The organism is Nonomuraea sp. NPDC005650 (assembly GCF_040605375.1).
Lineage (GTDB): Bacteria > Actinomycetota > Actinomycetes > Streptosporangiales > Streptosporangiaceae > Nonomuraea.
The window spans coordinates 58,038-80,214 of record NZ_JBEXCR010000054.1 but is presented as its reverse complement, the minus strand read 5'-3'; the positions used below and the strand labels follow the sequence as shown (position 1 = coordinate 80,214).

20 protein-coding genes are annotated in these 22,177 nt (G+C 72.4%); 13 read left to right on the top strand and 7 right to left on the bottom strand.

Translation table 11 applies throughout. The annotated features are described in order from the left end of the window. Nucleotides 1–55: 55 nt before the first annotated feature. The 3 genes from ABZS69_RS56620 to ABZS69_RS56610 are packed head-to-tail and all read right to left on the bottom strand — an operon-like array spanning nt 56 to nt 1,625. A complete protein-coding gene (locus ABZS69_RS56620; protein ID WP_355389901.1) occupies nt 56–364 on the bottom strand; it encodes a YbaB/EbfC family nucleoid-associated protein in 309 nt (102 codons plus the stop codon). 32 nt (nt 365–396) lie between these two features. Continuing rightward, a complete protein-coding gene (locus ABZS69_RS56615; RefSeq protein WP_355389899.1) occupies nt 397–1,275 on the bottom strand; it encodes a hypothetical protein in 879 nt (292 codons plus the stop codon). Further along, the gene (locus ABZS69_RS56610; protein ID WP_355389897.1) at nt 1,275–1,625 is read right to left on the bottom strand and encodes a hypothetical protein; all 351 of its coding nucleotides are present in this window, start codon (nt 1,623–1,625) and stop codon (nt 1,275–1,277) included. Before ABZS69_RS56610 ends, ABZS69_RS56615 begins: the two co-directional genes overlap by 1 nt. On the opposite strand from ABZS69_RS56610, the gene ABZS69_RS56605 reads away from it, so the two are divergent. Then, nucleotides 1,588–2,076: a hypothetical protein gene (locus tag ABZS69_RS56605; RefSeq protein ID WP_355389895.1), complete on the top strand. Its 489-nt coding sequence runs from the start codon at nt 1,588–1,590 to the stop codon at nt 2,074–2,076. The two genes, ABZS69_RS56610 and ABZS69_RS56605, sit on opposite strands and share 38 nt — an antisense overlap. 49 nt (nt 2,077–2,125) lie before the next feature. Here ABZS69_RS56605 and ABZS69_RS56600 read toward each other — a convergent pair whose 3' ends face one another. Next, nucleotides 2,126–4,945 (bottom strand): response regulator, encoded by a 2,820-nt coding sequence (locus ABZS69_RS56600; protein ID WP_355389893.1) that lies wholly within the window; start codon nt 4,943–4,945, stop codon nt 2,126–2,128. Nucleotides 4,946–5,108: 163 nt separating this feature from the next. Here ABZS69_RS56600 and ABZS69_RS56595 point away from each other — a divergent pair, with 163 nt between their 5' ends. The 6 genes from ABZS69_RS56595 to ABZS69_RS56570 all read left to right on the top strand — a co-directional run bounded on the left by ABZS69_RS56595 (nt 5,109) and on the right by ABZS69_RS56570 (nt 9,800). Beyond that, complete coding sequence (locus ABZS69_RS56595; RefSeq protein WP_355389892.1) at nt 5,109–5,795, top strand: response regulator; 687 nt, start codon at nt 5,109–5,111, stop codon at nt 5,793–5,795. Next, nucleotides 5,792–6,625 carry a glutamate ABC transporter substrate-binding protein gene (locus ABZS69_RS56590; protein WP_355389890.1) on the top strand — a complete coding sequence of 278 codons (834 nt, stop codon included), beginning with the start codon at nt 5,792–5,794 and terminating at the stop codon, nt 6,623–6,625. The genes ABZS69_RS56595 and ABZS69_RS56590 overlap by 4 nt, the downstream gene beginning before the upstream one ends. Before the next feature lie 107 nt (nt 6,626–6,732). After that, the gene (locus ABZS69_RS56585) at nt 6,733–7,476 is read left to right on the top strand and encodes an amino acid ABC transporter ATP-binding protein (protein ID WP_355389888.1); all 744 of its coding nucleotides are present in this window, start codon (nt 6,733–6,735) and stop codon (nt 7,474–7,476) included. A 9-nt stretch (nt 7,477–7,485) separates the two neighbouring features. Next, entirely contained in the window at nt 7,486–8,322 is an 837-nt protein-coding gene (locus ABZS69_RS56580; protein ID WP_355389886.1) for a glutamate ABC transporter substrate-binding protein, read from the top strand. Between the two features lie 3 nt (nt 8,323–8,325). Continuing rightward, a complete protein-coding gene (locus tag ABZS69_RS56575; RefSeq protein WP_355389884.1) occupies nt 8,326–8,994 on the top strand; it encodes an amino acid ABC transporter permease in 669 nt (222 codons plus the stop codon). After that, complete coding sequence (locus ABZS69_RS56570) at nt 8,991–9,800, top strand: amino acid ABC transporter permease (protein ID WP_355389882.1); 810 nt, start codon at nt 8,991–8,993, stop codon at nt 9,798–9,800. The genes ABZS69_RS56575 and ABZS69_RS56570 overlap by 4 nt, the downstream gene beginning before the upstream one ends. A 385-nt stretch (nt 9,801–10,185) precedes the next feature. Here ABZS69_RS56570 and ABZS69_RS56565 read toward each other — a convergent pair whose 3' ends face one another. Further along, a complete protein-coding gene (locus ABZS69_RS56565) occupies nt 10,186–11,451 on the bottom strand; it encodes a hypothetical protein (protein ID WP_355389880.1) in 1,266 nt (421 codons plus the stop codon). A gap of 99 nt (nt 11,452–11,550) precedes the next feature. On the opposite strand from ABZS69_RS56565, the gene ABZS69_RS56560 reads away from it, so the two are divergent. After that, a complete protein-coding gene (locus ABZS69_RS56560; protein WP_355389878.1) occupies nt 11,551–12,894 on the top strand; it encodes an amidase in 1,344 nt (447 codons plus the stop codon). Between the two features lie 18 nt (nt 12,895–12,912). Here the strand turns inward: ABZS69_RS56560 and ABZS69_RS56555 are convergent, their stop codons facing one another. Both ABZS69_RS56555 and ABZS69_RS56550 read right to left on the bottom strand, forming a co-directional pair. Continuing rightward, on the bottom strand, nt 12,913–14,268 hold the full coding sequence (locus ABZS69_RS56555) for a 6-phospho-beta-glucosidase (protein WP_355389876.1): 1,356 nt from the start codon (nt 14,266–14,268) through the stop codon (nt 12,913–12,915). Between the two features lie 10 nt (nt 14,269–14,278). Continuing rightward, the gene (locus ABZS69_RS56550) at nt 14,279–15,067 is read right to left on the bottom strand and encodes a DeoR/GlpR family DNA-binding transcription regulator (RefSeq protein ID WP_355389874.1); all 789 of its coding nucleotides are present in this window, start codon (nt 15,065–15,067) and stop codon (nt 14,279–14,281) included. 135 nt (nt 15,068–15,202) lie between these two features. Between ABZS69_RS56550 and ABZS69_RS56545 the strand changes: the two genes are divergently transcribed. The 5 genes from ABZS69_RS56545 to ABZS69_RS56525 are packed head-to-tail and all read left to right on the top strand — an operon-like array spanning nt 15,203 to nt 22,139. After that, on the top strand, nt 15,203–16,399 hold the full coding sequence (locus tag ABZS69_RS56545) for a carbohydrate kinase family protein (RefSeq protein WP_355389872.1): 1,197 nt from the start codon (nt 15,203–15,205) through the stop codon (nt 16,397–16,399). Nucleotides 16,400–16,403: 4 nt separating this feature from the next. Further along, a complete protein-coding gene (locus ABZS69_RS56540; protein WP_355389870.1) occupies nt 16,404–17,768 on the top strand; it encodes an extracellular solute-binding protein in 1,365 nt (454 codons plus the stop codon). Between the two features lie 2 nt (nt 17,769–17,770). Beyond that, nucleotides 17,771–18,661, top strand: coding sequence for a sugar ABC transporter permease (locus ABZS69_RS56535; RefSeq protein WP_355389868.1), 891 nt, complete (start codon nt 17,771–17,773; stop codon nt 18,659–18,661). Then, nucleotides 18,658–19,458, top strand: coding sequence for a carbohydrate ABC transporter permease (locus ABZS69_RS56530; RefSeq protein WP_355389866.1), 801 nt, complete (start codon nt 18,658–18,660; stop codon nt 19,456–19,458). The genes ABZS69_RS56535 and ABZS69_RS56530 overlap by 4 nt, the downstream gene beginning before the upstream one ends. 17 nt (nt 19,459–19,475) lie before the next feature. Then, nucleotides 19,476–22,139 (top strand): sugar-binding protein, encoded by a 2,664-nt coding sequence (locus ABZS69_RS56525; protein WP_355389864.1) that lies wholly within the window; start codon nt 19,476–19,478, stop codon nt 22,137–22,139. The last annotated feature ends 38 nt before the right edge of the window (nt 22,140–22,177 follow it).

Sequence of the window (22,177 nt, the reverse complement as noted above, 5' to 3'; positions counted from 1 at the left end):
ACACGCACGGACCAAGCTTGCCATTCACCCCATACCGCGCCAACCGCGCGGCCGGTCAGGTGTCGAAGACGGTCCTGGCCAGGTCGTACGACTGGCCGGTCACGTCCTCCTCAGCCTGCCGGAACGCCTCCACGATGGCGTCCGTCAGCGCCTGCGAGCCCAGCCGCATCGCCCGCGGGTCGATGCGCAGCGAGGCCAGCGAGCCGGTCGGCTTGAGCTCGACCACGACCTGCCCGCCGGCGCTCTCGCCGCGCCCCCGGGTCTCCTCCAGCAGCCGGCTCACCTCCTCGAACTCAGCCGTCCGCGCGGCCATCTCGGCCAGCGCGCGGTCGAGCTCCGGGTCTCCGGTACGGGGTGTCGTCATCGTGTTCCTCACTCGCTCAACGCTCGAAGATCTCAACGCTTGAAGATGAAGGCCCTGGGCGCGTGCGCCAGCGCCGAGCGCAGGGCGCCCTGCGACGTCATCGAGCCGCTGGCGACCAGGGGATAGATGGTGGCGGCCGAGAGCGTGCGGCGGACGAACTTGCCCGTCGGGCCCGAGCCCAGCAGCGTCTCGGTGACCTTCGTGGCGGGGAAGAACCTGCGCACGTCGCTCAGCGCCTTGATGCCGCCGTTGTAGGCCATCTCGGCGGCGAAGTGCTTGGCGGCGTACTCCCCGAGGTTGCCCATCGGCTGCCCCGTGGCCGCCGAGCTGCCCGCGTGCACGCCGGTCTTGAGCACGGTCCACAGGACGGAGTCGGCCAGCGCGTCGAGCCCCTCGCGGACGAGGTAGTTGCCGACGCGGCGCTTGCCCATCCGCATCTCCAGGATCATCTTGGTGATCTTCTGGAAGATCGTGCGCTCCAGCCTGGCCCTGGACACCAGCCACTTGAACGCCTTCTCGGCCGCGACCCTGGCCGCCGGGTAGACGAAGCCGAACATCATCGTGAAGGCCATGGCGGCGAGGTACGTGCCGATGATCCGCAGCTGCTCGCGGTGCTCCTCCACGGCGTCGGCGTACTCCTCGCAGCCCGCCGCCAGGTCCAGCAGCTCCTCCTGGAGCGCGGCGTAGCGGGGGGCGAGCTCCTTCGGCCACACGTCGGCGAAGCGGTCGACGGAGCGGCTGTCGTTCGCCTTGCGCGCCTCGGCGACGCCGACGCCGGTCTCGTGGGCGACCTTCCCGATGGACGTGGCCAGCGCGCGCAGCGCCTTGGCACGGTCCCGCAGGTTGCTCACGTCGGCCACGGGCACGTGCACGCCGGCGAACCAGGCCAGCGCCTGGAAGGGGTCGAACATCAGGCGCCTTCCTTGCGCGGCGGAGCCTGCGGGATCGGCGGCTCGGCGAGGTCGGGGATCTTGGGAAGGGTGTTGATGAGCTCCTGCTCCAGGAAGTCCCAGAACTTCTCGAAGTCGCGGAAGTCGCCCGCCGAGCTGAAGTTCCGCTCGGCGATGCGGCTCATCGCGTCGGTGAGCGAGTCGTAGCCGTCGTTGTACCACTCGGCGAACGCGCGCCCGTCATCGTCGCCGCCGACCAGGTCGGAGGTGCCGGCCAACGAGGTGCAGCCGCTGTGGAGCGCCACGACGTCGTCGCCGGTCTTGTCGAAGAGCTTGGCCAGGCGGCGGATCGAGCTCCACTCGATCTTCAACCCGTCGCCGGGGGCGTTCGGGGGCTGGGACGGGGTGGGGGTGGGCGTGGGGGACGGCTCGGGAGGGGTGACCGACCAGGTGGGCGTCGGGGTGGGGAACCAGGTGGGCGCGGGAGTGGGCGTGCCCGAGGGGGTCGGGGTGGGGGTCGGCGAGCCCGTCGGGGTCGGTGTGGGGGTCCCAGACGGGGTCGGGGTGGGCGTCCCAGACGGGGTCGGCGTCGGCGAGCCGGAAGGCGTCGGGGTCGGCGACCCCGTCGGGGTCGGGGAGCCCGTGGGGGTCGGGGTCGGGGAGCCCGTCGGGGTCGAGGTCGGGGAGCCCGTCGGGGAAGGGGAAGACGTCGGCTTCGGGGAGGACGTCGGGCTGGCCGTCGGGCCGGGGGTGGTCGTTGGGCTGGGTTCACCAGACAAATCAGCCATCGCCCCTCCTATCACTACAAACAAACACGATTAGTAACAGTGCGACACTAACGTCGACAAATATCACAGGTGTTAACAGGCGGCTACGGAATGTTCATCCACGCCGGAGTGACTTTGAGAAGCGCGCCGAGCTCGTCGAGCGGCTCGCGATCGACGACGCCCGTACGCGCCCGGTCCTCGACGCGCAGGCACAGCTCGGCCTCGCGGACCGCCCCGACCGTCGCGCAGCTGCCCTTGAGCCGGTGCGCGAGCGCGGCCACCTCCGCCACGTCGCCGGCCTGCGCCGCCTGCCGCAGCTCCTCGAACGTCCGCGCCGCGGTGGCCAGGTACGCCTCCGCCACGTCGGCGAGCGCCTCCGGCGACAGGCCCGCCAGCTCGGGCGGGAGCCCGGAGTACGCGGCCCACTCCGGAATGCTGGCGAGCACGCGCGGCCAGTCCACGGGCTTGGCCAGGTGGTCGTCCATCCCGGCCGCCAGGCAGCGGATCCGGTCGTCAGGCATCGCCGCCGCGGTCATCGCGATGATCGGGGTGTGCGCGTCCTCGCGCCGCCGGATCTCCTCGGTCGCGGCCAGCCCGTCGAGCACGGGCAGCTGGCAGTCCATGAACACCAGGTCGTAGCCCCCGGTCAGCACGGCGCGTACGGCCTGCTCCCCGTCGTCGACCACCTCGACCTCGTGCCCCGCCTGACGCAGCACGAGCATCGCCACCTGGCGGCTGACCTCATCGTCCTCCGCCACCAGGATCCGCGCGCCGCCGTCCCGGCCCGTGAGCTCCACGCCTTCGCGCGGTTCGCCGGGGCACTCGGCGGTGACCAGGGCGTTCTCCACAGCGGCCAGCAGGCGGCGGCGGCTCAGCGGCCGGGTGATCGACTGCACGGCCCGCTCCCCCACGGCGCCGGGCCAGGCGAAGCCCGCCCGGCCGGGCGTGACGACCACGACCACGCTGGTGGCCTGGAGCAGCGGGTCCGTGAGGATCACCTGCGCGGTCGACTCGGCCTCGGCGCCGAGGTCGAGGGCGACGACCGCGAGGTCGTACGGCCGCCCGTCCGCCGCGGCGGCCCGCAGCAGCTCCAGGGCGGAGTCGCCGGTCTCCGCCACGTCGAGTCCCGCGCCCGCCAGGAACCGGGCGACCAGCGCGCGGTCCTCGGGCCGCGGGTCGGCGACGAGTGCGCGCCTGCCCTGCAGGGCCTCGACCGACGGCTCCGACCAGGTGAGCACGTCCACCGGCAGCCGCACCCAGAACCGGCTGCCCACGCCCTCCACGCTGTCGAGCCCGATCTCCCCGCCCATGAGCTCGGTGAGCTGCCGGCCGATGGCCAGCCCCAGGCCGCTGCCGCCGGTCCTGCGCGTGATCGGCGAGTCGACCTGCCGGAAGACGCCGAACACCCGCTCCCGGTCGTCGGGCCCCACCCCGATCCCGGTGTCGGCGACCGAGAACCTGAGCACCGCCCGCGCGTCTCCGGGCTCGCCCTCCTCCAGGGCGACGTGCAGGTCGACCCCGCCCTGGACGGTGAACTTCAGCGCGTTGCCCACCAGGTTCGTGAGGATCTGGCGCAGCCGAGCCGGATCCCCCGCCACCTGGCGGGGCACGCCGTCGTCGAGCCGCAGGGTGAGCCAGAGCCCCTGCTCGTACGCGTGCGGCGCGAACGGCGCGACGACCTCGTCGCACAGCCGGGGCAGGTCGAACGGCACCGCGTCGACCTGGAGGTGGCCCGCCTCGATCCTGGACAGGTCGAGGAAGTCGTCGAGCAGGCGCAGCACGTTCTGGGCCGACCCCTGGGCCGTGCTCGCGTAGTGGCGCTGCTCGTCGTCCAGGCGGGTGCCCAAGAGCAGGGAGTTCATGCCGAGCACGCCGTTGATCGGGGTGCGGATCTCATGGCTGATCTTGGCCAGGAACTCGGACTTCGCGCTGGAGGCGCTGACCGCCTCGTCCCTGGCCGCGGCCAGCTCGGCCGCGTACCTGGCCAGCGTGGCCTGCGCGCGGCGGCGGCCGCGCGTGGAGTGGATCTGCAGGCCCAGGCCGATGAGGATGAGCAGCGCCAGCAGGGCCGCGACGGTCATGACGTTCGTCCTGAGCCGCTCGGCCGAGGCCAGCGCCTCGGAGGCGGACACCTCGGCGGTGACCGTCCAGCCGATGCCCGGGATCGGCTCGGAGGCCGACAGCACGGTGCCGTCGATGGCCTGGAACGGGCCGTTCCAGGTGCGTCCGGCGAGCGCGGCGTCCACCCGCGGGTCCTCGCGCAGCGAGGTGAGCGCGAGCAGCTTCCTGCCGGGGTCGGCGACGAGCACGCCGGCCCGGTCGGTGATCAGCAGCCGGATGTCCTGCGCCTCGGCGGCCTCCTTGGCGAACTCCTGGATGGCGTCCAGGCTGTAGACGACGGCGAGGATGCCGAGCATGCGCCTGCCGTCGGCGCTCAGGACCGGCGCGGCCACCGCGACGGCCCTGGACACGTCGACCATCGTGGGCGTGTACGCCTGGGAGATGTGGGCCGCCCGCCGGTCGCGCACGGCGCGGTACCAGTCGGCGGCGCCGATGTCCTGGGGCAGCACGGTCTTCGGCTCCGCGCCGAGCATCCGCCCGTCCGACGAGACCAGGATCAGCCCGCTGATGCCGTCGCGCAGCTGCTTGAGCTCGCCGAGGTGGTCGCGCATGGCCGCGGCCGTGGCGTGCTCCACCGTGTCGCGCACCGCGGGCCGCTGCGCGAACGCGGTGACGAGCTGCTCCAGCGAGCCCATCTGCTGCTCCACCACGACCCGGCTCACCGAGGCGGTGATCCTGACCCGGTCGTCGACCTCGTCGCGCACAGTGTCCTCGGACAGGGAGATACTGGAGGAGGTCAGCAGCGCCAGGGGCAACAGGCCGAGCAGCGTCCACAGGGCAGTCACCGCGAGCACCCATCTCACCGGCGTCCGTCCTCTCCCCCTGTCGGTTGGGCTACAGAGTAAGAGGAAGAGGGCATCGGCGGCGGATCACGGTGAGCAGAACGCGCAAAACTTGAGCTTTTGTAACAAAAGCCGCCTAAGCTCACTCTAATTTGTAAGAACTGCACCTGGACGAGGAGTGGCGGTGCCTGAGTCACGGGACATCACCGTTCTCATCGTGGACGACGACCCGGTCGTCACGGCGGCCCTGCACGCGCAGGTGAACAGAGTACTCGGGTTCAGGGTCGTCGGGATCGCGCACACCGGGCAGGCGGCGCTCGCCGCCGCCGGCCGCTTCGCGCCCCGGCTGGTGCTGCTCGACCTGCACCTGCCTGACCTGCCCGGACTCGAGGTCGCGCACCGGCTGCGCCGGCCCGAGCAGCCGCCCATCGACATCATCGTGATCTCGGGTCGCAAGGAGTCGGCCACGGTACGCGCGGCCATGCAGCGCGGCGCCCTCTACTACCTGGTCAAGCCGACGAGGGCGGGCACATTGGAGCAGACGCTGCTGCGCTACGCGGCCACGGCCGAGCAGCTGGAGTCGGGCGACCGGTTCGCCGAGCAGCAGGAGATCGACCGCATCTTCCGCACGCTCCACCTCGACCAGGGCGTCCGGCCGAAGTCCATCTCGGCGGCGACCGAGCAGGCCGTGCTGGACGCGCTGGCCGCCGTCCCGGAGGACGTGTCGGCGAACGAGCTGGCCGGGATGATCGGCGTCAGCCGCGCCACCGCCCGCCGCTACCTGGAGCATCTGGCCGATCGCGGGCTGCTCGAAGGGCGGCCGAAGTACGGGCCGACCGGGCGTCCCCAGCACCGGTACCGGGTGCGATGAGAACGCTCAGGGGGCTGCTCACGGTCCTGCTCTGCCTCGCCGCCGCCGGGTGCGGCGGCGGCAACCCCTTCCCCGAGGGCTCCACGATGGCGCGGATCAGGGATCGGGGCATCCTGGTCGTGGGCACCAAGTTCGACCAGCCGATGTTCGGCTACAAGGATCCCACCGGCGGGCGGATCACCGGCTTCGACGCGGAGATCGCCAGGCTCATCGCGAAGGACCTCACCGGCAGCGAGCGCAACATCCGCTTCGTGGAGACCGTCTCGCGCGAGCGCGAGAACTTCATCTCCCAGAACGTGGTGGACCTCGTCATCGCCACGTACTCGATCACCCCGGTCCGCGCGCAGCTCGTCGCCTTCACCGACCCGTACTACTACGCCGGGCAGGACCTGCTCGTCAGGGCCGCCGACACCACCATCAACGGCGTGCCGGACCTGGACGGCAAGACCGTGTGCACCGCCACGGGCTCGACGTCCGTCGAGCGGCTGCGCTCCCTGGTGCCCCGCGCCACCCTGGAGATCGTCGACGCCTACAGCATCTGCGTGCCCGCGCTCGCGAACGGGCGCGTCGACGCGATCAGCACCGACGACACGATCCTGCTCGGCCTGCTCGACCAGCATCCGGACCAGTTCCGGCTGGTGCTCAAGCCGTTCGGGCGCGAGCCGTACGGGATGGGCGTGCGCAAGGACGACGTCGCCTTCCGCGACTACCTCAACGGGCTGATCGCCCGCTGGCTGCGCGACGGGCAGTGGGACCGCGCCTACAAGGACACCATCGGCGTCTCCGGCGCGACGTCCGACTCCTCCAGGCCCGGCGACCACCGGCCCTGATCGAATTCAGATCAGGCAATCACTGAGCAGAACGCGCACAAGCCTTTCGGTGACACATACGACTCCTACGGTTACGCCATCGCTGACCGAGACAAGGAGCGTGACGCATGACCGAGGCCGACCTGATCGTCCTGGACCAGGTCAACAAGCGCTACGGCGACCATCATGTGCTCAGGGACGTCAACCTGAACGTCAGGCAGGGCGAGGTCGTCGTGATCATCGGCCCGTCCGGCGCCGGGAAGTCCACCCTGTGCCGGGCGATCAACCGCTTGGAGACCATCGACTCCGGCACGATCACCCTGGATGGGACGCCGCTGCCCGCTGAGGGCAAGGCGCTGGCCAAACTTCGCGCCGAGGTGGGCATGGTGTTCCAGTCCTTCAACCTCTTCGCGCACAAGACCGTCCTGGACAACGTCGTCCTCGGGCAGGTCCACGTGCTGAAGCGGCCGAAGGCGGAGGCCGTGCGCAGGGCCCAGGAACTGCTCGACCGGGTCGGCATCGGCGGCCAGGCCGCCAAGTTCCCCGCCCAGCTCTCCGGCGGGCAGCAGCAGCGGGTGGCCATCGCCCGCGCGCTGGCCATGGACCCCAAGGCGATCCTCTTCGACGAGCCCACCTCGGCACTCGACCCCGAGATGGTCAACGAGGTGCTCGACGTCATGACCTCGCTGGCCCGCGAGGGCATGACCATGGTGGTCGTCACCCACGAGATGGGCTTCGCCCGGCGCGCGGCCGACCGGGTCGTCTTCATGGCCGAGGGCGAGATCGTCGAGCAGAACACCCCCGACGCGTTCTTCGGAGCCCCGAACAGCGAGCGCGCCCAGTCCTTCCTCGCCAAGATTCTCACTCACTAAGGAGCCGTCATGTTCGGCAGATCCCTTTATGCGACGTTCACCGTGATCGCGCTCGCTGCCGGCGCCACGGCCTGCGGCAGCGCCGAGGCCAGCAACGCCTCCCTCGTGGACAAGGCCAAGAACGACAAGAAGCTGGTCATCGGTGTGAAGGCCGACCAGCCGGGGCTGGGCTTGCGCACGCCTGACGGCAGCTTCGCCGGCTTCGACATCGAGGTCGGCAAGTACGTGGCCAAGCAGCTCGGTGTGGAGGCCAAGGACGTCACGTTCAAGGAGACCGTGTCGGCCAACCGTGAGGCGTTCATCGAGCAGGGCCAGGTGGACATGGTGATCGCCACGTACTCGATCACCGACGCCAGGAAGCAGAAGGTGTCCTTCGCCGGGCCGTACTTCGTGGCCGGGCAGGACCTGCTGGTCAGGGCCGACGACACGGCGCTGACCGGGCCCGAGGCGCTGAACGGCAAGAAGCTCTGCTCGGTCGCCGGCTCGACCCCGGCGCAGAAGGTCAAGACGGAGTACGCCAAGGAGGTGCAGCTGCAGGAGGAGCGGACGTACTCGGCATGCGTGGACCGCGTCCTCGGCGGCCAGATCGACGCGCTCACCACCGACAACGTCATCCTCGCCGGCTACGCCGCCCAGCACCAGGGCAAGCTCAAGGTGGTCGGCAAGTCGTTCAGCACCGAGAAGTACGGCATCGGGCTGAAGAAGGACGACACGGCCGGGCGCAAGGCGGTCAACGACGCGCTGGAGAAGATGTTCTCCGACGGCAGCTGGACGAAGGCGCTGCAGGTCAGCGTCGGCGCCTCCGGCTTCGCCCTCCCCCAGGCCCCGCAGCTGGAGCGCTACTGATCCATGGAAGCGCTGCTGTTCGAACGCGACACGATCTTCGCCGCGTTCTGGATGACGATTCGCCTGACGGCGGTCAGCGCTCTCGGCTCCATCGTGCTGGGGACGCTGCTGACCGCCATGCGGGTGGCCCCGCTGACCTCCCTGCGGGGCGCCGCCAACTTCTACGTGACCATGATGCGCAACACGCCGCTCACCCTGGTGCTGATGTTCACCGGTCTGGGCATCGGGGCGCAACTCGGTGTCGAGCTGTCGGACGACATCGCGACCAACAACTTCTGGCTCGCCGTCATCGGGCTGACCGCCTACACCTCGGCGTTCGTCTGTGAGGCCCTGCGCTCGGGGCTCAACACCGTGCCGGTCGGGCAGGCGGAGGCGGCCCGGTCGCTCGGGCTGGGCTTCACGAAGACGCTGGGGTTGATCACGCTGCCGCAGGCGTTCCGCGCCGTGGTGGCGCCGCTGGGCAGCATCATGATCGCGCTGACCAAGAACACCACGATCGCGCTCGTCGTCGGCGTGGGCGAGGCGTCCGTGCGGATGCGGGAGATGATCGAGACGTACGGCGACCAGGTCCTTGAGATCTTCCTCGGCTTCGCCGCCGGGTTCGTGCTGCTGTGCCTGCCGATGGGGCTGCTGTTCGGCTGGCTGGCGCGGCGGATGGCGGTGGCGCGATGAGCTACGCGAACCTGTACGAGGTGCCCGGCCCGCGCGGGATCCGGCGCAACCGGCTGCTGGCGGGGGGCGTCGCGCTCGTGCTGCTGGCGCTGGCGTACGTGATCTACGTGCGCTTCGACGAGAAGGGCGAGTGGGCGGCCGACAAGTGGACGCCGCTGCTGCGCGGGGACGTCTGGGCCACGTTCATCCTGCCGGGGCTGGCCGGGACCATCGGCGCGGCGGTGGCGGGGGTGGTGCTGGCGGGCCTGTTCGGCCTCGTCTTCGCCACCGCCCGCATGTCCGACCACCGGTGGATCAGGGTGCCCGCGGCCGCGGTGGTGGAGTTCTTCAGGTCCGTCCCGCTGCTGCTGCTGATCTTCTTCGCCTTCTTCGGCTCGTTCATGCTCATCGGCGTGAACATCTCGGCCTTCGCCGCCGTAGTCTTCGGGCTCACGCTCTACAACGGCTCGGTGATCGCGGAGATCATCCGGGCCGGGGTGCAGAGCCTGCCCCGGGGCCAGTCGGAGGCGGCGTACGCCGTCGGCATGCGCAAGGGGCAGGTGATGCGGCTCGTCCTGCTGCCGCAGGCGTTCCGGGTCATGATGCCGGCCATCGTCAGCCAGTTCGTGGTGCTGCTGAAGGACTCGGCGCTGGGGCTCATCGTGGGCTACGACGAGCTGGTGAACCGGGGGTTGAACGGCATCGCCGCCAACTTCAAGAACACCATCCCGGCGGCGATCCTCATCGCGGCCATCTTCATCCTGATCAACGTCTCGCTCGACCGCCTGGCCCACCGCCTCTCGGCCCGCCTCGGCACCGCCCGCTGACCCGGCCCGGCCATCCGATCCCGGCCATCCCGGACCATCCCGGCCCGGCCCGACCGGCTCAGCCCGGCCATCCCGGCCCGGCCGGCTCAGCTCAGCCCGTGCACGGCCCATCCCTTCGCCGTGCGGGGCAGGCGCCCGTCGCGCACGCCGCCCACCGGCGGAGCGCGCGGCGCCCACCACACCTGGCACACCCACCGCCGGGTGCGGTACACCGACGCGGCTCACCGGCCGCGACACCATCCGCCGGACCACCACCAGGCCCGGCCTCCCAGGGACCTGTGGCCCGGGCGGTGGACCACCGCCCGGGCCACAGGTCACTTCAGGAAGCTCGGCCACGACGGAGCCCACCCGCCCAGGGAACCTCGGCCACGAACGGGCGGCGAGGTCACGGGCGCCGGGAACGGAGGCGGCGGCGCAGGGCCGGGAGCCAGGGGGCGGCGGCGACCGCGGTGAGGAGCACCAGCAGCGGCGTCCGCCACCACCACGAGACGGTCGCGGGCGGCGGGGCCGGCGGCCGCGACACCCACGGCCGGGCCGTCTTCGCCCAGGCCAGGAACGCGTCCCCGACGGGCAGCAGCCCGAAGGCGTACCGCTTGGTCCAGGGGGTGTCGACGGGCAGCCCGGCCAGCTCCCCGTATGAGGCCAGCGCCGAGGCCAGCGGCGCGTCGCCGTGCGCCTGGGCCGCGCCGAGGGTGACCACGGTCGCCGACAGGCTCACCCCGAGCGGGAGCGGCCCGGAGTCCACGTCGGCCGGGCCGTCCGTGCCCTGCGGGTACTCGCGCACGGCCGGGCCGAGCCCGAGCGGGGTGGCGACGTACAGGTCGCGGAAGCGCGCGTACTGCTCGGCGGCGAAGGCCGGATCCACGTCCACCAGGAACCGCTGGATCATGCTCTGCGAGCTGCCCCTCGCCACCTCGGCCGGCTCGCCGTCGCGGGGGTCGGCGCGGTGCGGCAGCAGCCCCGTACGCGGGTCGAGCCGCCCCCTGATCTCCCGCAGCCACCGTTCGACGGTCCCGCCGAACCGGGGCGGGAGCAGCGCGTCGTGCAGCCGCAGCGACGCGATCGCCACGGTCGAGTCCACCGGCCAGGCCTGGCCGGGGTAGGCCGCCAGGAACGGCGAGGCCCCGGCATCGAACGCCGCCCCGATCGCGGCGGAGTCCTCGGCGAACCGGCGCACCTCGGCCGGGTCGCGCAGCCCCGCAGGCTGCAGGCTCAGCGTCCCGCCGCGCAGCCAGTTGGACCATCCCCGGTAGAAGACGCCGTAGGGAGGGGTGAGGCCGGGGCTGAACGGAGCCCGCCCGGAGGGCGAGTCCAGCCGGTCCAGCGCCCAGCGCGCCTCGCGCAGCGCCAGCGACCGTTCGCCCGCGGGCTCCCGCAGGCCGAGCTCGACCCAGGTGAGGCCGTACAGGGCGTACGAGAAGAAGTACCCCTCGGGGAACAGCGCCTGCGCCTCGTCGCCCGCGCCCGCGTCCAGGGCGGCACGCAGGAACGCCAGTTGCCGCCGCACCCCCGGCGGCTCGCCGGCCGTGCCCGCGACCGCGGGGACGGTCAGCCGTACGACGCCGGCCAGCGCGCACGCGCTCACGACGACGGCGAGGGCCGCCCGCGCCCAGCGCCACCCGCGGCGCGCGGCCGACTTGGCTTGAGGCATCCGTTGATCTTAGCCCGTGCGGGGTGACCCGACCTGGAATGTCCGAAGTGTGTGGTGTTGGGTGGGATCCGTCAGCCGACGACCGTTCGAAAGGATCTCATGCCGCTCTCCCCCGGCCCCTTCACCGGCCGTACCATCACGACCCTCGCCCAGGACCTGCGCGAAGGCCGGACCACCTCCGCCGGGCTCGTCGAACAGGCGCTCGCGGCCATCGCCGAACGGGACCCCGCGCTCGGCGCGTTCGTCACCGTGGACGCCGACGGGGCGCTGGCGGCGGCGCGGCGGGCGGACGCCGAGCTGGCCGCGGGCACCGACCGGGGTCCGCTGCACGGCGTGCCGGTGGGTGTGAAGGACCTCATCAAGGTGGCGGGGCTGCCCGCAACGATGGGTTCGCGGCATTTCGCCGGGCATGTGGCGAACGCGGACGCCGAATCCGTCACCCGGCTGCGCCGCGCGGGCGCCGTCATCGTGGGCAAGACGACCACCCACGAGTTCGCGTACGGCCCCACGGGCGACCGCTCGGCCAACGGCCCCTCCCGCAACCCCTGGGACCCGGCGCGCATGTCGGGCGGTTCCAGCGGCGGCAGCGCGGCGGCCGTGGCTGCGGGCCTGGTGCCGCTCGCGCTCGGCACCGACACGGGCGGATCCGTCCGCATCCCGGCGGCCCTGTGCGGGATCGCCGGGTTCAAGCCCGGGTACGGGGCGATCCCGGCAGAAGGCGTGTTCCCCCTGTCGCGGAGCTTCGACCACGTCGGCGTCCTGGCCGGTGACGCGGGGGACTGCCTGCTGGCCTACCGCTGCCTGGCCTCCGCCCAGTTGCGCGAGGACGCCGGCGCCGCCCGGGTGGCCTGGCTCGATCCGTCCGGGCTGTTCACCGGGGATCCGCGCGTGGCGGACGCGGCGCGCTCGGCCGCGGAGTCGCGCCTGGGCCGCTCGAAGCTGGACGAGGTGCGGCTGCGGGCGGGGCTGGGCGAGGAGCTGCACGAGACGTACACGGTGATCCAGAGCTGCGAGGCCGCGGCCGTGCACGCCGCCCGGCTGGCGCGGGCGCCGGAGCTGTTCGACCCCGAGCTGCTCGAGCGCCTGCGCGTGGCCGCCGAGGTGCCCGGCTGGCGGTACGTCGAGGCCGTGGCCGCGCGGTCCCGGCTCGCCGAGGCCGCGGCGGCGCTGTTCGAGCGGCACGACGTGCTGGCGCTGCCCACCGTGCCGATCACCGCCCCGCCGCTCCTGGAGCGCGAGACGGCGGTGGACGGCCGGACGGTCGCCGTGCGGCCGGCCCTGCTGGCCATGACCAGTCCGTGGAACGTGCTGGGCCTGCCCGCGCTCACCGTGCCCGCGGGCACGGTGGACGGCCTGCCGGTGGGGCTGCAGCTCGTGTGCCGCCCCGGGCGCGAGCTGCGGCTCTTCGAAGCGGCCGGCACCCCGGCGGGCGAGGCCGCGTGAACAACGGCGCGCGCGGGGTCAGCTCGCGTCGGAGGAGCCCGGGATGACGGCGGCCAGCTCGGGGATGCGCGCCCGGTAGCCGTCGAGCAGCTTGCGCGCCGTCACTACCGAGTCGACCAGCGGGTGCAGCGCGAACGCCTCGACCGCCAGCCGGGCCGAGCCGGACGTGGCGGCCTCGATGGCGGCCTGCTCCACCGCCTTGACCTGCTGCACGAGACCGAGGAAGCGGCCGGGCAGGGGGCGGGTGGCCAGCGGCCGGACGCCCGCCCCGTCCACCGCGCACGGGATCTCGACGACCGCGTCCGCGGGCAGGCCGGGCACCGCGGCGCCGTTGCGCACGTTGAGGATCATGGAGGTGGGCTCGCCGCGGGCGATGGCGGCCATGAGGGCCAGGGCGATGCCCTCGTAGCCGCCGGCCTCCAGGTCGGCGGCGTCGCGCGCGCCCGCGGCGGTGGGCTCGCGGGCCTCGGCCATGTACGACTCGTCGCGCAGCCTGCGGGCCCTGACCCACTCCGCCAGCGCCTCCTCGGGACGCGCCCGCACGGCGGTGTAGAAGTCGTCCTGCTGCCGCAACAGGGACTCCCCGCGGCTCTGCCCGGAGATCGCGGCCACGGACTCCCGGGTGAAGTAGTAGTAGTACAGGTATTCGTTGGGGAGCGCGCCCAGCGTGCGCACCCAGTCGGCGCCGAAGATGCGCGCCTCCTCGACCTGCCGCAGCGCCTCGTCGTCGGCCAGCAGGTCGGGCAGCACGTCGCGCCCCTGGTAGGTGAGGCCGCGCAGCCAGCCGAGATGGTTGAGGCCCACGTAGTCGGGCGACACGCGCGCCGGGTCGAGCCCGAGCGCGACGGCGGCCCGGCGGATCAGGCCGATCGGCGAGTCGCAGATGCCGATCACGCGCTCGCCGAGCACGTGGCGCATGGCCTCGGTGATCATGCCGGCGGGGTTGGTGAAGTTGATGACCCACGCCTGGGGCGCGAGCGCGGCCACCCGCTCGGCCACGTGGACCGCGACCGGGATGGTGCGCAGGCCGTAGGAGATGCCGCCGGGCCCGGTCGTCTCCTGGCCGAGCAGGCCCAGGTCGAGCGCGACCCGCTCGTCGGCGGTGCGCCCGGCCAGGCCGCCGACCCGGATGGCGGAGAAGACGAACGTGGAGTCGCGCAGCGCGGTGTCCAGGTCGGTGGTGGTCAGGATCTCCGGCGGGTCGTCATGGCCGGCGGCGAGCTGGTCCAGCACGTGCCGGATGGCCTCCAGCCGGTCCTGCGACACGTCGTAGAGGACCACCTGCTCCACCCGCGGCTTCGCGGTCTCGCGCAGCAGCGCGCCGTACACGAGCGGGACCCGGAAGCCGCCGCCCCCGAGAACGGCCAGTCTCATCGATACCCTTTCACGTGAGCAGGACCTCGGCCCCGGCGGCGGCGCAGTTGCGCAGCGTCGCCTCGTCGGCGCCCTCATTGGTGACGATCACGTCGATGTCGTCGGGCCCGCACACGCGCAGCGCGCCGGTGCCCGGGAACTTGTGCCGGTCGACGAGCAGCACCACCTGCCCCGCCGCCGCGATCATGGCGCGCTTCAGCGGCACCTCGGCGAGCGTGGTGTCCACGAGCTGCCCGTCGGGGCGCACGCCGCTGGCGCCCAGGAACACCCGGTCGGCGACCACCTGGCTCAGCGCCGCCTCGGTCAGCACCCCGACCAGCGAGTGGTACGGCCGGCGCACCATGCCGCCGAGCAGCAGCAGCTCGACCGCGGGGTCGGAGCGCAGCGCGTCGAGCACGGCGAGGCTGGAGGTGACCACGGTGACGCGGCGCCCGCGCAGCCGCCGGGCCAGCCGCATCGTCGTCGTGCCGATGTCGAGCAGGACCACGTCGCCGTCGCGGACCAGCTCGGCGGCGCGGACCGCGACCGCCTCCTTGTCCTGCTCGTCGACCGCGGCCACCTCGGCGAACGGCCGGTCGGCGTCGGCGTCGACGCTGACCCCGCCATCCAGGAGCCCGCCGTCCAGGAGCAGGGCGCCGCCGCGGACGCGCCGCAGCGTGCCGTCGCGGTCGAGCACCTCGAGGTCCCTGCGGATGGTGGACGGGCTCACGCCAAGCTGGCTGGCCAGATCGCTCACGCTGGTGGCGCCCGAAAGTCGGACCCGGCGCATGATCTCGGCATGCCTGAGGCGCGGAAGCACAGCGCGAGCATATCAGGCAAAATCGCGCAGAAGTAAGCAGCTTTGACCAAAAACTCCCAGAAAAAGACTTGAAGTGCGCGAGCAAACATGCAAGATTCGCCACATCTCGATGTGTGTCGGGGAGGACTCATTCCCGTGTCTAATCAGGCGTACGACCCTCTCGCCGCCGAGCGCACCCCGGAGGGGCCGCAGTTCGACGTCTTCCTGGCGGGCACGGTCTTTCTGGACATCATCTTCACCGGTCTGCCCGCGATGCCCGCGGCCGGAACCGAGATCTGGGCCGAGGGCATGGGCTCGTGCCCCGGCGGCATCGCCAACCTCGCCATCGCGACCAGCCGGCTGGGCCTGCGTACCTCGCTGGCCGCCGCGTTCGGCGACGACGACTACGGCGACTTCTGCTGGCGCACGCTGGAGGAGCAGGAGTCGGTGGACCTGTCCAGGTCACGGCGGTTCGAGCACTGGCACTCGCCGGTGACGGTCTCCATGGCGGTCGACCGCGACCGCAGCATGGTGACGCACGGCCACCCCTCGCCCCTGCCGGCCGCGGAGATGATCGGCAATCCGCCGCGGTCGAAGGCGGTGATCGTGACGCTGTCCACCGACGATCCGCTCGACTCGCCGGACAGCCCGTGCAACTGGGCCGAGCTGGCGCGCCGCGACGGCTCGCTCATCTTCGCCGACGTCGGCTGGGACCCGTCGGGCTCCTGGTCGGCCTCCCTGCTGGACCAGCTCGCGCTCTGCCACGCGTTCATGCCCAACGCGGTCGAGGCGATGGCCTACACCGGCGCCGACACCCCGCGCGACGCGCTCTACGCGATCGCCGACAAGGTCCCCGTGGCGGTGGTGACCGACGGGGCCAACGGCGCCATGGCCATCGACTCCGTGAACGGCGAGGAGGCGTTCGTGCCCGCGCCGCGGGTGACGGCGCTCGACCCGACCGGCGCCGGCGACGTGTTCGGCGCGGGGTTCGTGCTCGGCACGCTGTCGCGCTGGCGGCTGTCCGACCGCCTGGCGTTCGCGCAGCTGTGCGCGGCGCTGGCGGTGCAGCAGTTCGGCGGCTCGCTCGCCGCGCCCGGCTGGGGCGACATCGCCGACTGGTGGCACGAGGTACGCGACTCGGCCGACCACAGCGGCGCCTACGGCAACTCGCTGGCCCGCCGCTACGCCTTCCTCGACAAGCTGGTGCCCGCCGTCCCGGTGGGCGCCGTGCGCCGCGCGGCCGCCACCATCGCCCGGTACGCCGACGTCGGCCCCAAGATTCCCAGCACGCGGCCGAGCCCACCCGAGGACGAGGACCCCGACACGCCTCGCGTGCCCGCGCATAAGGAGTAACACCATGAACCCCCCGCTCCGAGCGCTCGCCGTGCTCGCCGCCAGCGCCCTCGCCGTGACCGCGTGCGCCCCCGGATCCTCCGCCCCGCCCTCAGCCACCTCCGCGCAACCCTCCGCCTCCGCCGTGCGCACCGACGCCGCGGCGCTCGGCAACGTCACCCTCACAATCTGGGACCAGGAGGTACGCGGCGGGCAGGCCGCCCAGATGAAGCAGCTCAACGACGCCTTCCAGGCGAAATACCCGAACATCAAGATCAACCGGGTGAGCCGCTCCTTCGACGACCTCAACACGACCCTGCGCCTGGCCCTGAGCGGCAACGAGCCGCCCGACATCGTGGAGGCCAACAACGGCCGCTCCTCGATGGGCGCGTTCGTCAAGGCCGGGCAGCTGCGTCCGCTGGACGCCTACGCCGAGGCGTACGGGTGGAAGAAGCGCTACCCGCAGTCGGTGCTGCGCTACTCCAGCTACAGCGCCGACGGCAAGACTTTTGGCGAGGGCAACCTGTACGGCCTGCCGCAGGTCGGCGAGGTCGTCGGCATCTTCTACAACAAGGCCAAGCTGACCAAGCTCGGCCTGCAGCCGCCCGCGACGTGGGCCGACTTCGACGCCGCGCTGGCCAAGGCCAAGACCGCCGGCGAGGTGCCGATGCAGCTGGGCAACCTCGACAAGTGGCCGGCCATCCACGTCTTCGGCACCGTGCAGAGCCGCGGCGTGCCCGCCGACCAGATCAGCACGCTGGCCTTCGGCCGCAAGGGCGCCTCGTGGAACACGCCCGAGAACACCAAGGCCGCCGAGGAGCTCGTCGGCTGGGTCGACAAGGGCTACTTCAACAAGGGCTTCAACGGCCAGGGCTACGACCCGGCGTGGCAGGCGTACGGCAAGGGCGAGGGCGTCTTCCTGATCGGGGGCACCTGGCTGCTCGCCGACCTGCAGAAGGCGCTGGGCCAGGACCTGGGCTTCATGCTGCCGCCGGGCACCGCGGCCGGCGCGCCGCCCGTCGCGACCGGCGGGACCGGGCTGCCGTTCGCGATCACCGCCAAGAGCCCCAACCCGGACGCCGCGGCGGCGTACATCGACTTCATCACCAACGCCGACGCGATGAAGGTGCTCACCACCACCGGCAACCTGCCCGTCGCCGACACCGCGCAGCAGAGCGTCCCGGCGGGGCCGCAGCAGGACGTCTTCACCGCGTTCGGCACGGTCACGGCGAAGGAGGGGCTGGTGCCGTACCTCGACTACGCCACCCCGACGTTCGCCGACACGCTGGGCGCGGCGCTGCAGGACCTGCTGGCCGAGAAGCAGACCCCGCAGGAGTTCCTGGCCACGCTGGAGAAGGACTACAAGACCTTCGTCGAGAGCAACGGGTGAGCATGGCAGCAAAGAGCGCGGGGCCTCCCGGGGAGCCGCGCCGCGTCGCCTACCTCTACCTGCTGCCGGCGTTCGCCGTCTACGCGGCGTTCCTGCTCTATCCGATCGGGCGCGCGGTGCAGCTGTCGCTGTACGAGTGGGACGGCCTGTCGCTCGGCCGCTGGGTCGGCCTGGACAACTACCTCGCGATCGTCGCCGACGAGGGGCTGCGGGCGGCCTTCGGCCACGCGCTGGTGCTGGTCGTGTTCTACGCGGCCGCGCCGCTGGTCATCGGGCTGGGGCTGGCCGCCATCCTCAACCACGCCAAGGTGCGCGGCCTCGGCTTCTTCCGCACCGTCGTGTTCCTGCCGCAGGTGGTGGCCATGGTCGTGGTGGCCGTGGCCTGGCGGCGGGTCTACGCGCCCGACGGCACGCTCAACTCGCTGCTGAGCGCGCTCGGGCTCGACTCGCTGACGCGGGGCTGGCTGGGCGACTACACGTTCGCGCTGCCCGCGGTCGGGGTCGTGGGCACGTGGTTCGAGAGCGGGCTGGTGACCGTGCTGCTGCTGGCCGGCATGAGCCGCATCCCCGGCGAGCTGTACGAGGCGGCGCGGCTGGACGGGGCGGGCGCGGTCAGGGAGTTCTTCGCGGTCACGCTGCCGTCGGTGCGCGGGGAGATCGCCGTCGCGCTGACACTGACCGTGATCGCCGCGCTGCGCACGTTCGACCTGGTCTACGTCACGACGCGCGGCGGGCCCGGCGACTCGACGTCGGTGCCGTCGTACGAGGTCTACCACCGCGCCTTCGGGCTCAGCCAGATCGGCTCGGCCGCGGCCATCGGCGTCACGCTCACCGTGGTCATCTTCGTGATCTCGTTCGGGATCAACCGGTTCGCCGACAGGAGGGTGTCGTGATCTCGCGGGGCGAGCGGGTGGCCAACTACGTGATCCTGTCGGTGTTCGCCGCCTTCGCGCTCTTCCCCATCGTGACGATCCTGTCCGCCGCGCTCGGCCCCGCCGACAGCGGCGGCACGTCCGGGCTGGGGAACTTCGCGGCGGCCTGGGAGGTCGGGCGGTTCGGCACGTACCTGCGCACCAGCCTGGCGGTGTCGTCGTTCGTCGTGGTCGTGAGCGTGGTGCTGTCGATCCTGAGCGGGTACGCGTTCGGCACCATGCGCTTCCGCGGCCAGTCGGTGCTGTTCTACCTGTTCATGCTCGGGATCATGATGCCGAGCGAGGCCATCGCCGTGCCGCTCTACTTCGACCTGCGCTCGCTCGGCCTGATCGACACGTTCTGGTCGGTGGCGCTGCCGCAGGTGGCGCTGTCGGTGGCGTTCGGCACGTTCTGGATGCGGGCCTATTTCCGGGCCTCCAACCGGGCCATCGTCGAGGCCGCCCGCATCGACGGCGCCTCGACGTGGCGCATCCTGTGGCAGGTGCTGGTGCCGCCGGCCCGGCCCGCCGTCGTCACGCTGACCGTGCTGGTCTTCATGTGGACGTGGAACGAGTTCCTCATCCCGCTGATCATGGTGACCAGCGAGTCGCTGCGTACCGCGCCGCTGGGGCTGGCCTTCTTCCAGGGCCAGTACACCTCCGGCTTCACCCTGCTGGCCGCCGGCTCCGTCATCGTCGCGACCCCGGTCGTGATCTTCTACCTGTTCCTCCAGCGCCACTTCGTCCGCGGGCTGCTCCAGGGGGCGGTCCGCGAGTAACTTGTTCCGGAGGTCCCATGCGTAAACGCCTGTCACTGGTGCTGGCCGCCACGGTCGCGCTCGCCCTCTTACCCGCCGTTCCCTCCGCAGCCTCCACCGCTGCCGCTCCTGTCGACCTCGACGCGCTGTTCGTCGGGGCGCACCCCGACGACGAGGCGTTCAGCCTGTCCACGCTCGGCCAGTGGAACGAGGACCACCGCGTGCGCACCGGCGTCGTCACCGTCACCCGGGGCGAGGGCGGCGGCAACGCGGTCGGGCCCGAGGAGGGCCCGGCGCTCGGCCTGCTGCGCGAGTCCGAGGAGCGGACCGCGGTCGGCAAGGCGGGCGTGGGCGAGGTGTTCAACCTCGACGACGTCGACTTCTACTACACGGTGAGCGCCCCGCTGACCGACCAGATCTGGGGCGCGGACACCCTGGAGAAGGTCGTGCGGGTGGTCCGCCAGACCAGGCCCGAGGTCATCCTGACCATGGACCCGGCGCCCTCCCCCGGCAACCACGGCAACCACCAGCAGGCGGCGCGGCTGGCCGTGCAGGCGTTCTACGCGGCGGCCGACCCCAAGGTGTTCCCCGAGCAGATCACCCGTGAGGGGCTGCGCCCCTTCGCGCCGGCCCGGCTGCTGCTCGGCGGCGGGCGCGGCACCTCCCAGAACGGCCCGGCCTGCGCCTCCACCTTCCGCCCGAACAACCCCGCCCAGAACGTGTACGGCGTGTGGAGCGGGCGCGCCTCCCAGGCCCAGGGCAGGACGTGGGCCGCGATCGAGCGCGAGGCGCAGCGCTCGTACGCCTCCCAGGGCTGGGCCGTCTTCCCCGACGTGCCCTCGGACCCCGCCCAGCTCGGCTGCGACTTCTTCACCCAGGTGGACTCGCGGGTGCCGTTCCCCGAGCCGGGCGGCGCGGCGGCGGCGGCACCCACGGCGATCCTCGACGGGGCGCTGACCAGGGCGAGCGGGACGGTCCCGCTGGGGACCCTGTTCGGGCTGCGCACGAGCACGTTCGACGTCCGGCCCGGGACGCCATTCACCGTCAAGGTCAGCGCGACCGCGCCGTCCCGTGAGCCGCTGGGCCGCTCGTCGGTGACGCTGGGCGTGCCCGCGGGCTGGCAGGTCAGCGGCTCGGGCGAGCTGGGCAGGCTCACCGCAGGGCGCGCCGGGACCGCCACGTTCACCGTCACCCCCGCCACCGCCGCGGGCACCGGGCGGGCGCGTGTCTCGGCCACGCTGACCACCGAGCGGGGCCGCGGGTACACCGACCGGCAGGTCGAGGTCAGCCCGCCCGTACGGGCCGGCCAGCAGCTCCTCCCCCAGGTCGCCCAGTACGAGAAGTGGACCTCCGAGGTCGGCGTGCCGCAGCTGCGCGGCATCGTCACCCCCGTGCTCACCCTGCCCTCCGGCGGCTCCCGGCAGGTCGGCGTCGTGGTGACCAACGTCAGCGACGCCGCCAGATCGGGGACCGTGCGCGTGGACCTGCCCGCCGGGTTCACCGCGGACCGCGCGGAGGCGTCCTACCAGAACCTGGCCGCCGGGGCCTCGACGACGGTGCCGTTCACCGTCACGAACTCCGACCCATCGCTGAAGACGTCCAACCAGGGCGGCGACTACGCCTACACCATCAGCGTCGACGGCGCCGTCGTGAGCCGGCCGGCGCTCGAACTGGTGCCGGCCACCGCCGTCCCGCAGGCGACGCCCACCGTGGACGGCGTGGCGGGCGACGGCGAGTATCCGGGGCCCGCCGTCGACATCTCGCGCCTGTGGGAGGGCACGGCCTGCTCCTCCGCGGCCGACTGCTCCGGCACGGCCCGGCTCGCCTGGCACGACGACACCCTCTACCTGCTGGTGCAGGTGCAGGACGACGTGCTCGGCACCCGGCTGGCCACCGCCGACTGCAAGCGGCACTGGCGTACCGACTCGGTGGAGGTCACGCTCGACCCGCGCGGCACGTCCGAGAACACCTCGACCACCTTCAAGGCCGCGGTGCTGCCCGTAACGGCCGAGGGACCGCCGTGCTTTCTGCGGGACGCCGACAACCGCCAGGGCCCCGGTGAGCAGACCGCGCCCGGCATGCGGGTGGCCTCGAAGGTCGCCTCGGGCGGATACACCGTGGAGATGTCGATCCCCCTGGCGCTCCTCCCCGGCTCCGTCGACCCCGCACACCTCGGGCTCAACATCCTCGTGTACGACTCCGACACCCAGGACAAGACCGGCCAGACCCGGATCGGCTGGTCGACGTGGGGCGGCGTGCAGGGCGACCCGTACCGGTGGGGCGTGGCCACCCTGACCGGTTACCAGCCGCCCGCGGACCGGCCGGTCCCCGACCCGGTGATCCCCGACACCGCCCTGTCCAGCCTGGACTCCCCGCAGTCGCTTGAGCAGGCGGTCCGCGTCAACGTCCCGCTCGGCGGCGGCCCGGCGGCTGAAGAGGCGCAGAGCGGCCGGGCCGTCTCCGCCGCCGCCGGCCAGGACGGGGTGAAGGTGACGTTGCGGGCGAACGCGTCCGGCAAGGCGCACCTGTTCGTCCGCGACGCCCAGGGGACGGCGGGCAGCCGCGTCGTCACGGTGCCCCGCAAGGGCGTCTCCACCGTCACGGTGCCCCTGACGCGAGCCCTGGCCGGAAACCCGGCGGTGGTGGCGGGCTGGGAGGCACCCGGTGGAGGGACCACGGCCTCGCAGGTGAAGGTCCGCTAGAAATCCGGCCGCCCGCCCCGCGCGCCGGGGCGGGCGGC

What these genes read in the sequence shown, in the direction of transcription:
- ABZS69_RS56620 (WP_355389901.1), bottom strand. Translation starts at nt 364, where the DNA reads ATGACGACACCCCGTACCGGAGACCCGGAGCTCGACCGCGCGCTGGCC.
- ABZS69_RS56615 (WP_355389899.1), bottom strand. Translation starts at nt 1,275, where the DNA reads ATGTTCGACCCCTTCCAGGCGCTGGCCTGGTTCGCCGGCGTGCACGTG.
- ABZS69_RS56590 (WP_355389890.1), top strand. Translation starts at nt 5,792, where the DNA reads ATGAGAACGCTCAGGGGGCTGCTCACGGTCCTGCTCTGCCTCGCCGCC.
- ABZS69_RS56585 (WP_355389888.1), top strand. Translation starts at nt 6,733, where the DNA reads ATGACCGAGGCCGACCTGATCGTCCTGGACCAGGTCAACAAGCGCTAC.
- ABZS69_RS56580 (WP_355389886.1), top strand. Translation starts at nt 7,486, where the DNA reads ATGTTCGGCAGATCCCTTTATGCGACGTTCACCGTGATCGCGCTCGCT.
- ABZS69_RS56575 (WP_355389884.1), top strand. Translation starts at nt 8,326, where the DNA reads ATGGAAGCGCTGCTGTTCGAACGCGACACGATCTTCGCCGCGTTCTGG.
- ABZS69_RS56570 (WP_355389882.1), top strand. Translation starts at nt 8,991, where the DNA reads ATGAGCTACGCGAACCTGTACGAGGTGCCCGGCCCGCGCGGGATCCGG.
- ABZS69_RS56565 (WP_355389880.1), bottom strand. Translation starts at nt 11,451, where the DNA reads ATGCCTCAAGCCAAGTCGGCCGCGCGCCGCGGGTGGCGCTGGGCGCGG.
- ABZS69_RS56560 (WP_355389878.1), top strand. Translation starts at nt 11,551, where the DNA reads ATGCCGCTCTCCCCCGGCCCCTTCACCGGCCGTACCATCACGACCCTC.
- ABZS69_RS56555 (WP_355389876.1), bottom strand. Translation starts at nt 14,268, where the DNA reads ATGAGACTGGCCGTTCTCGGGGGCGGCGGCTTCCGGGTCCCGCTCGTG.
- ABZS69_RS56540 (WP_355389870.1), top strand. Translation starts at nt 16,404, where the DNA reads ATGAACCCCCCGCTCCGAGCGCTCGCCGTGCTCGCCGCCAGCGCCCTC.
- ABZS69_RS56535 (WP_355389868.1), top strand. Translation starts at nt 17,771, where the DNA reads ATGGCAGCAAAGAGCGCGGGGCCTCCCGGGGAGCCGCGCCGCGTCGCC.
- ABZS69_RS56525 (WP_355389864.1), top strand. Translation starts at nt 19,476, where the DNA reads ATGCGTAAACGCCTGTCACTGGTGCTGGCCGCCACGGTCGCGCTCGCC.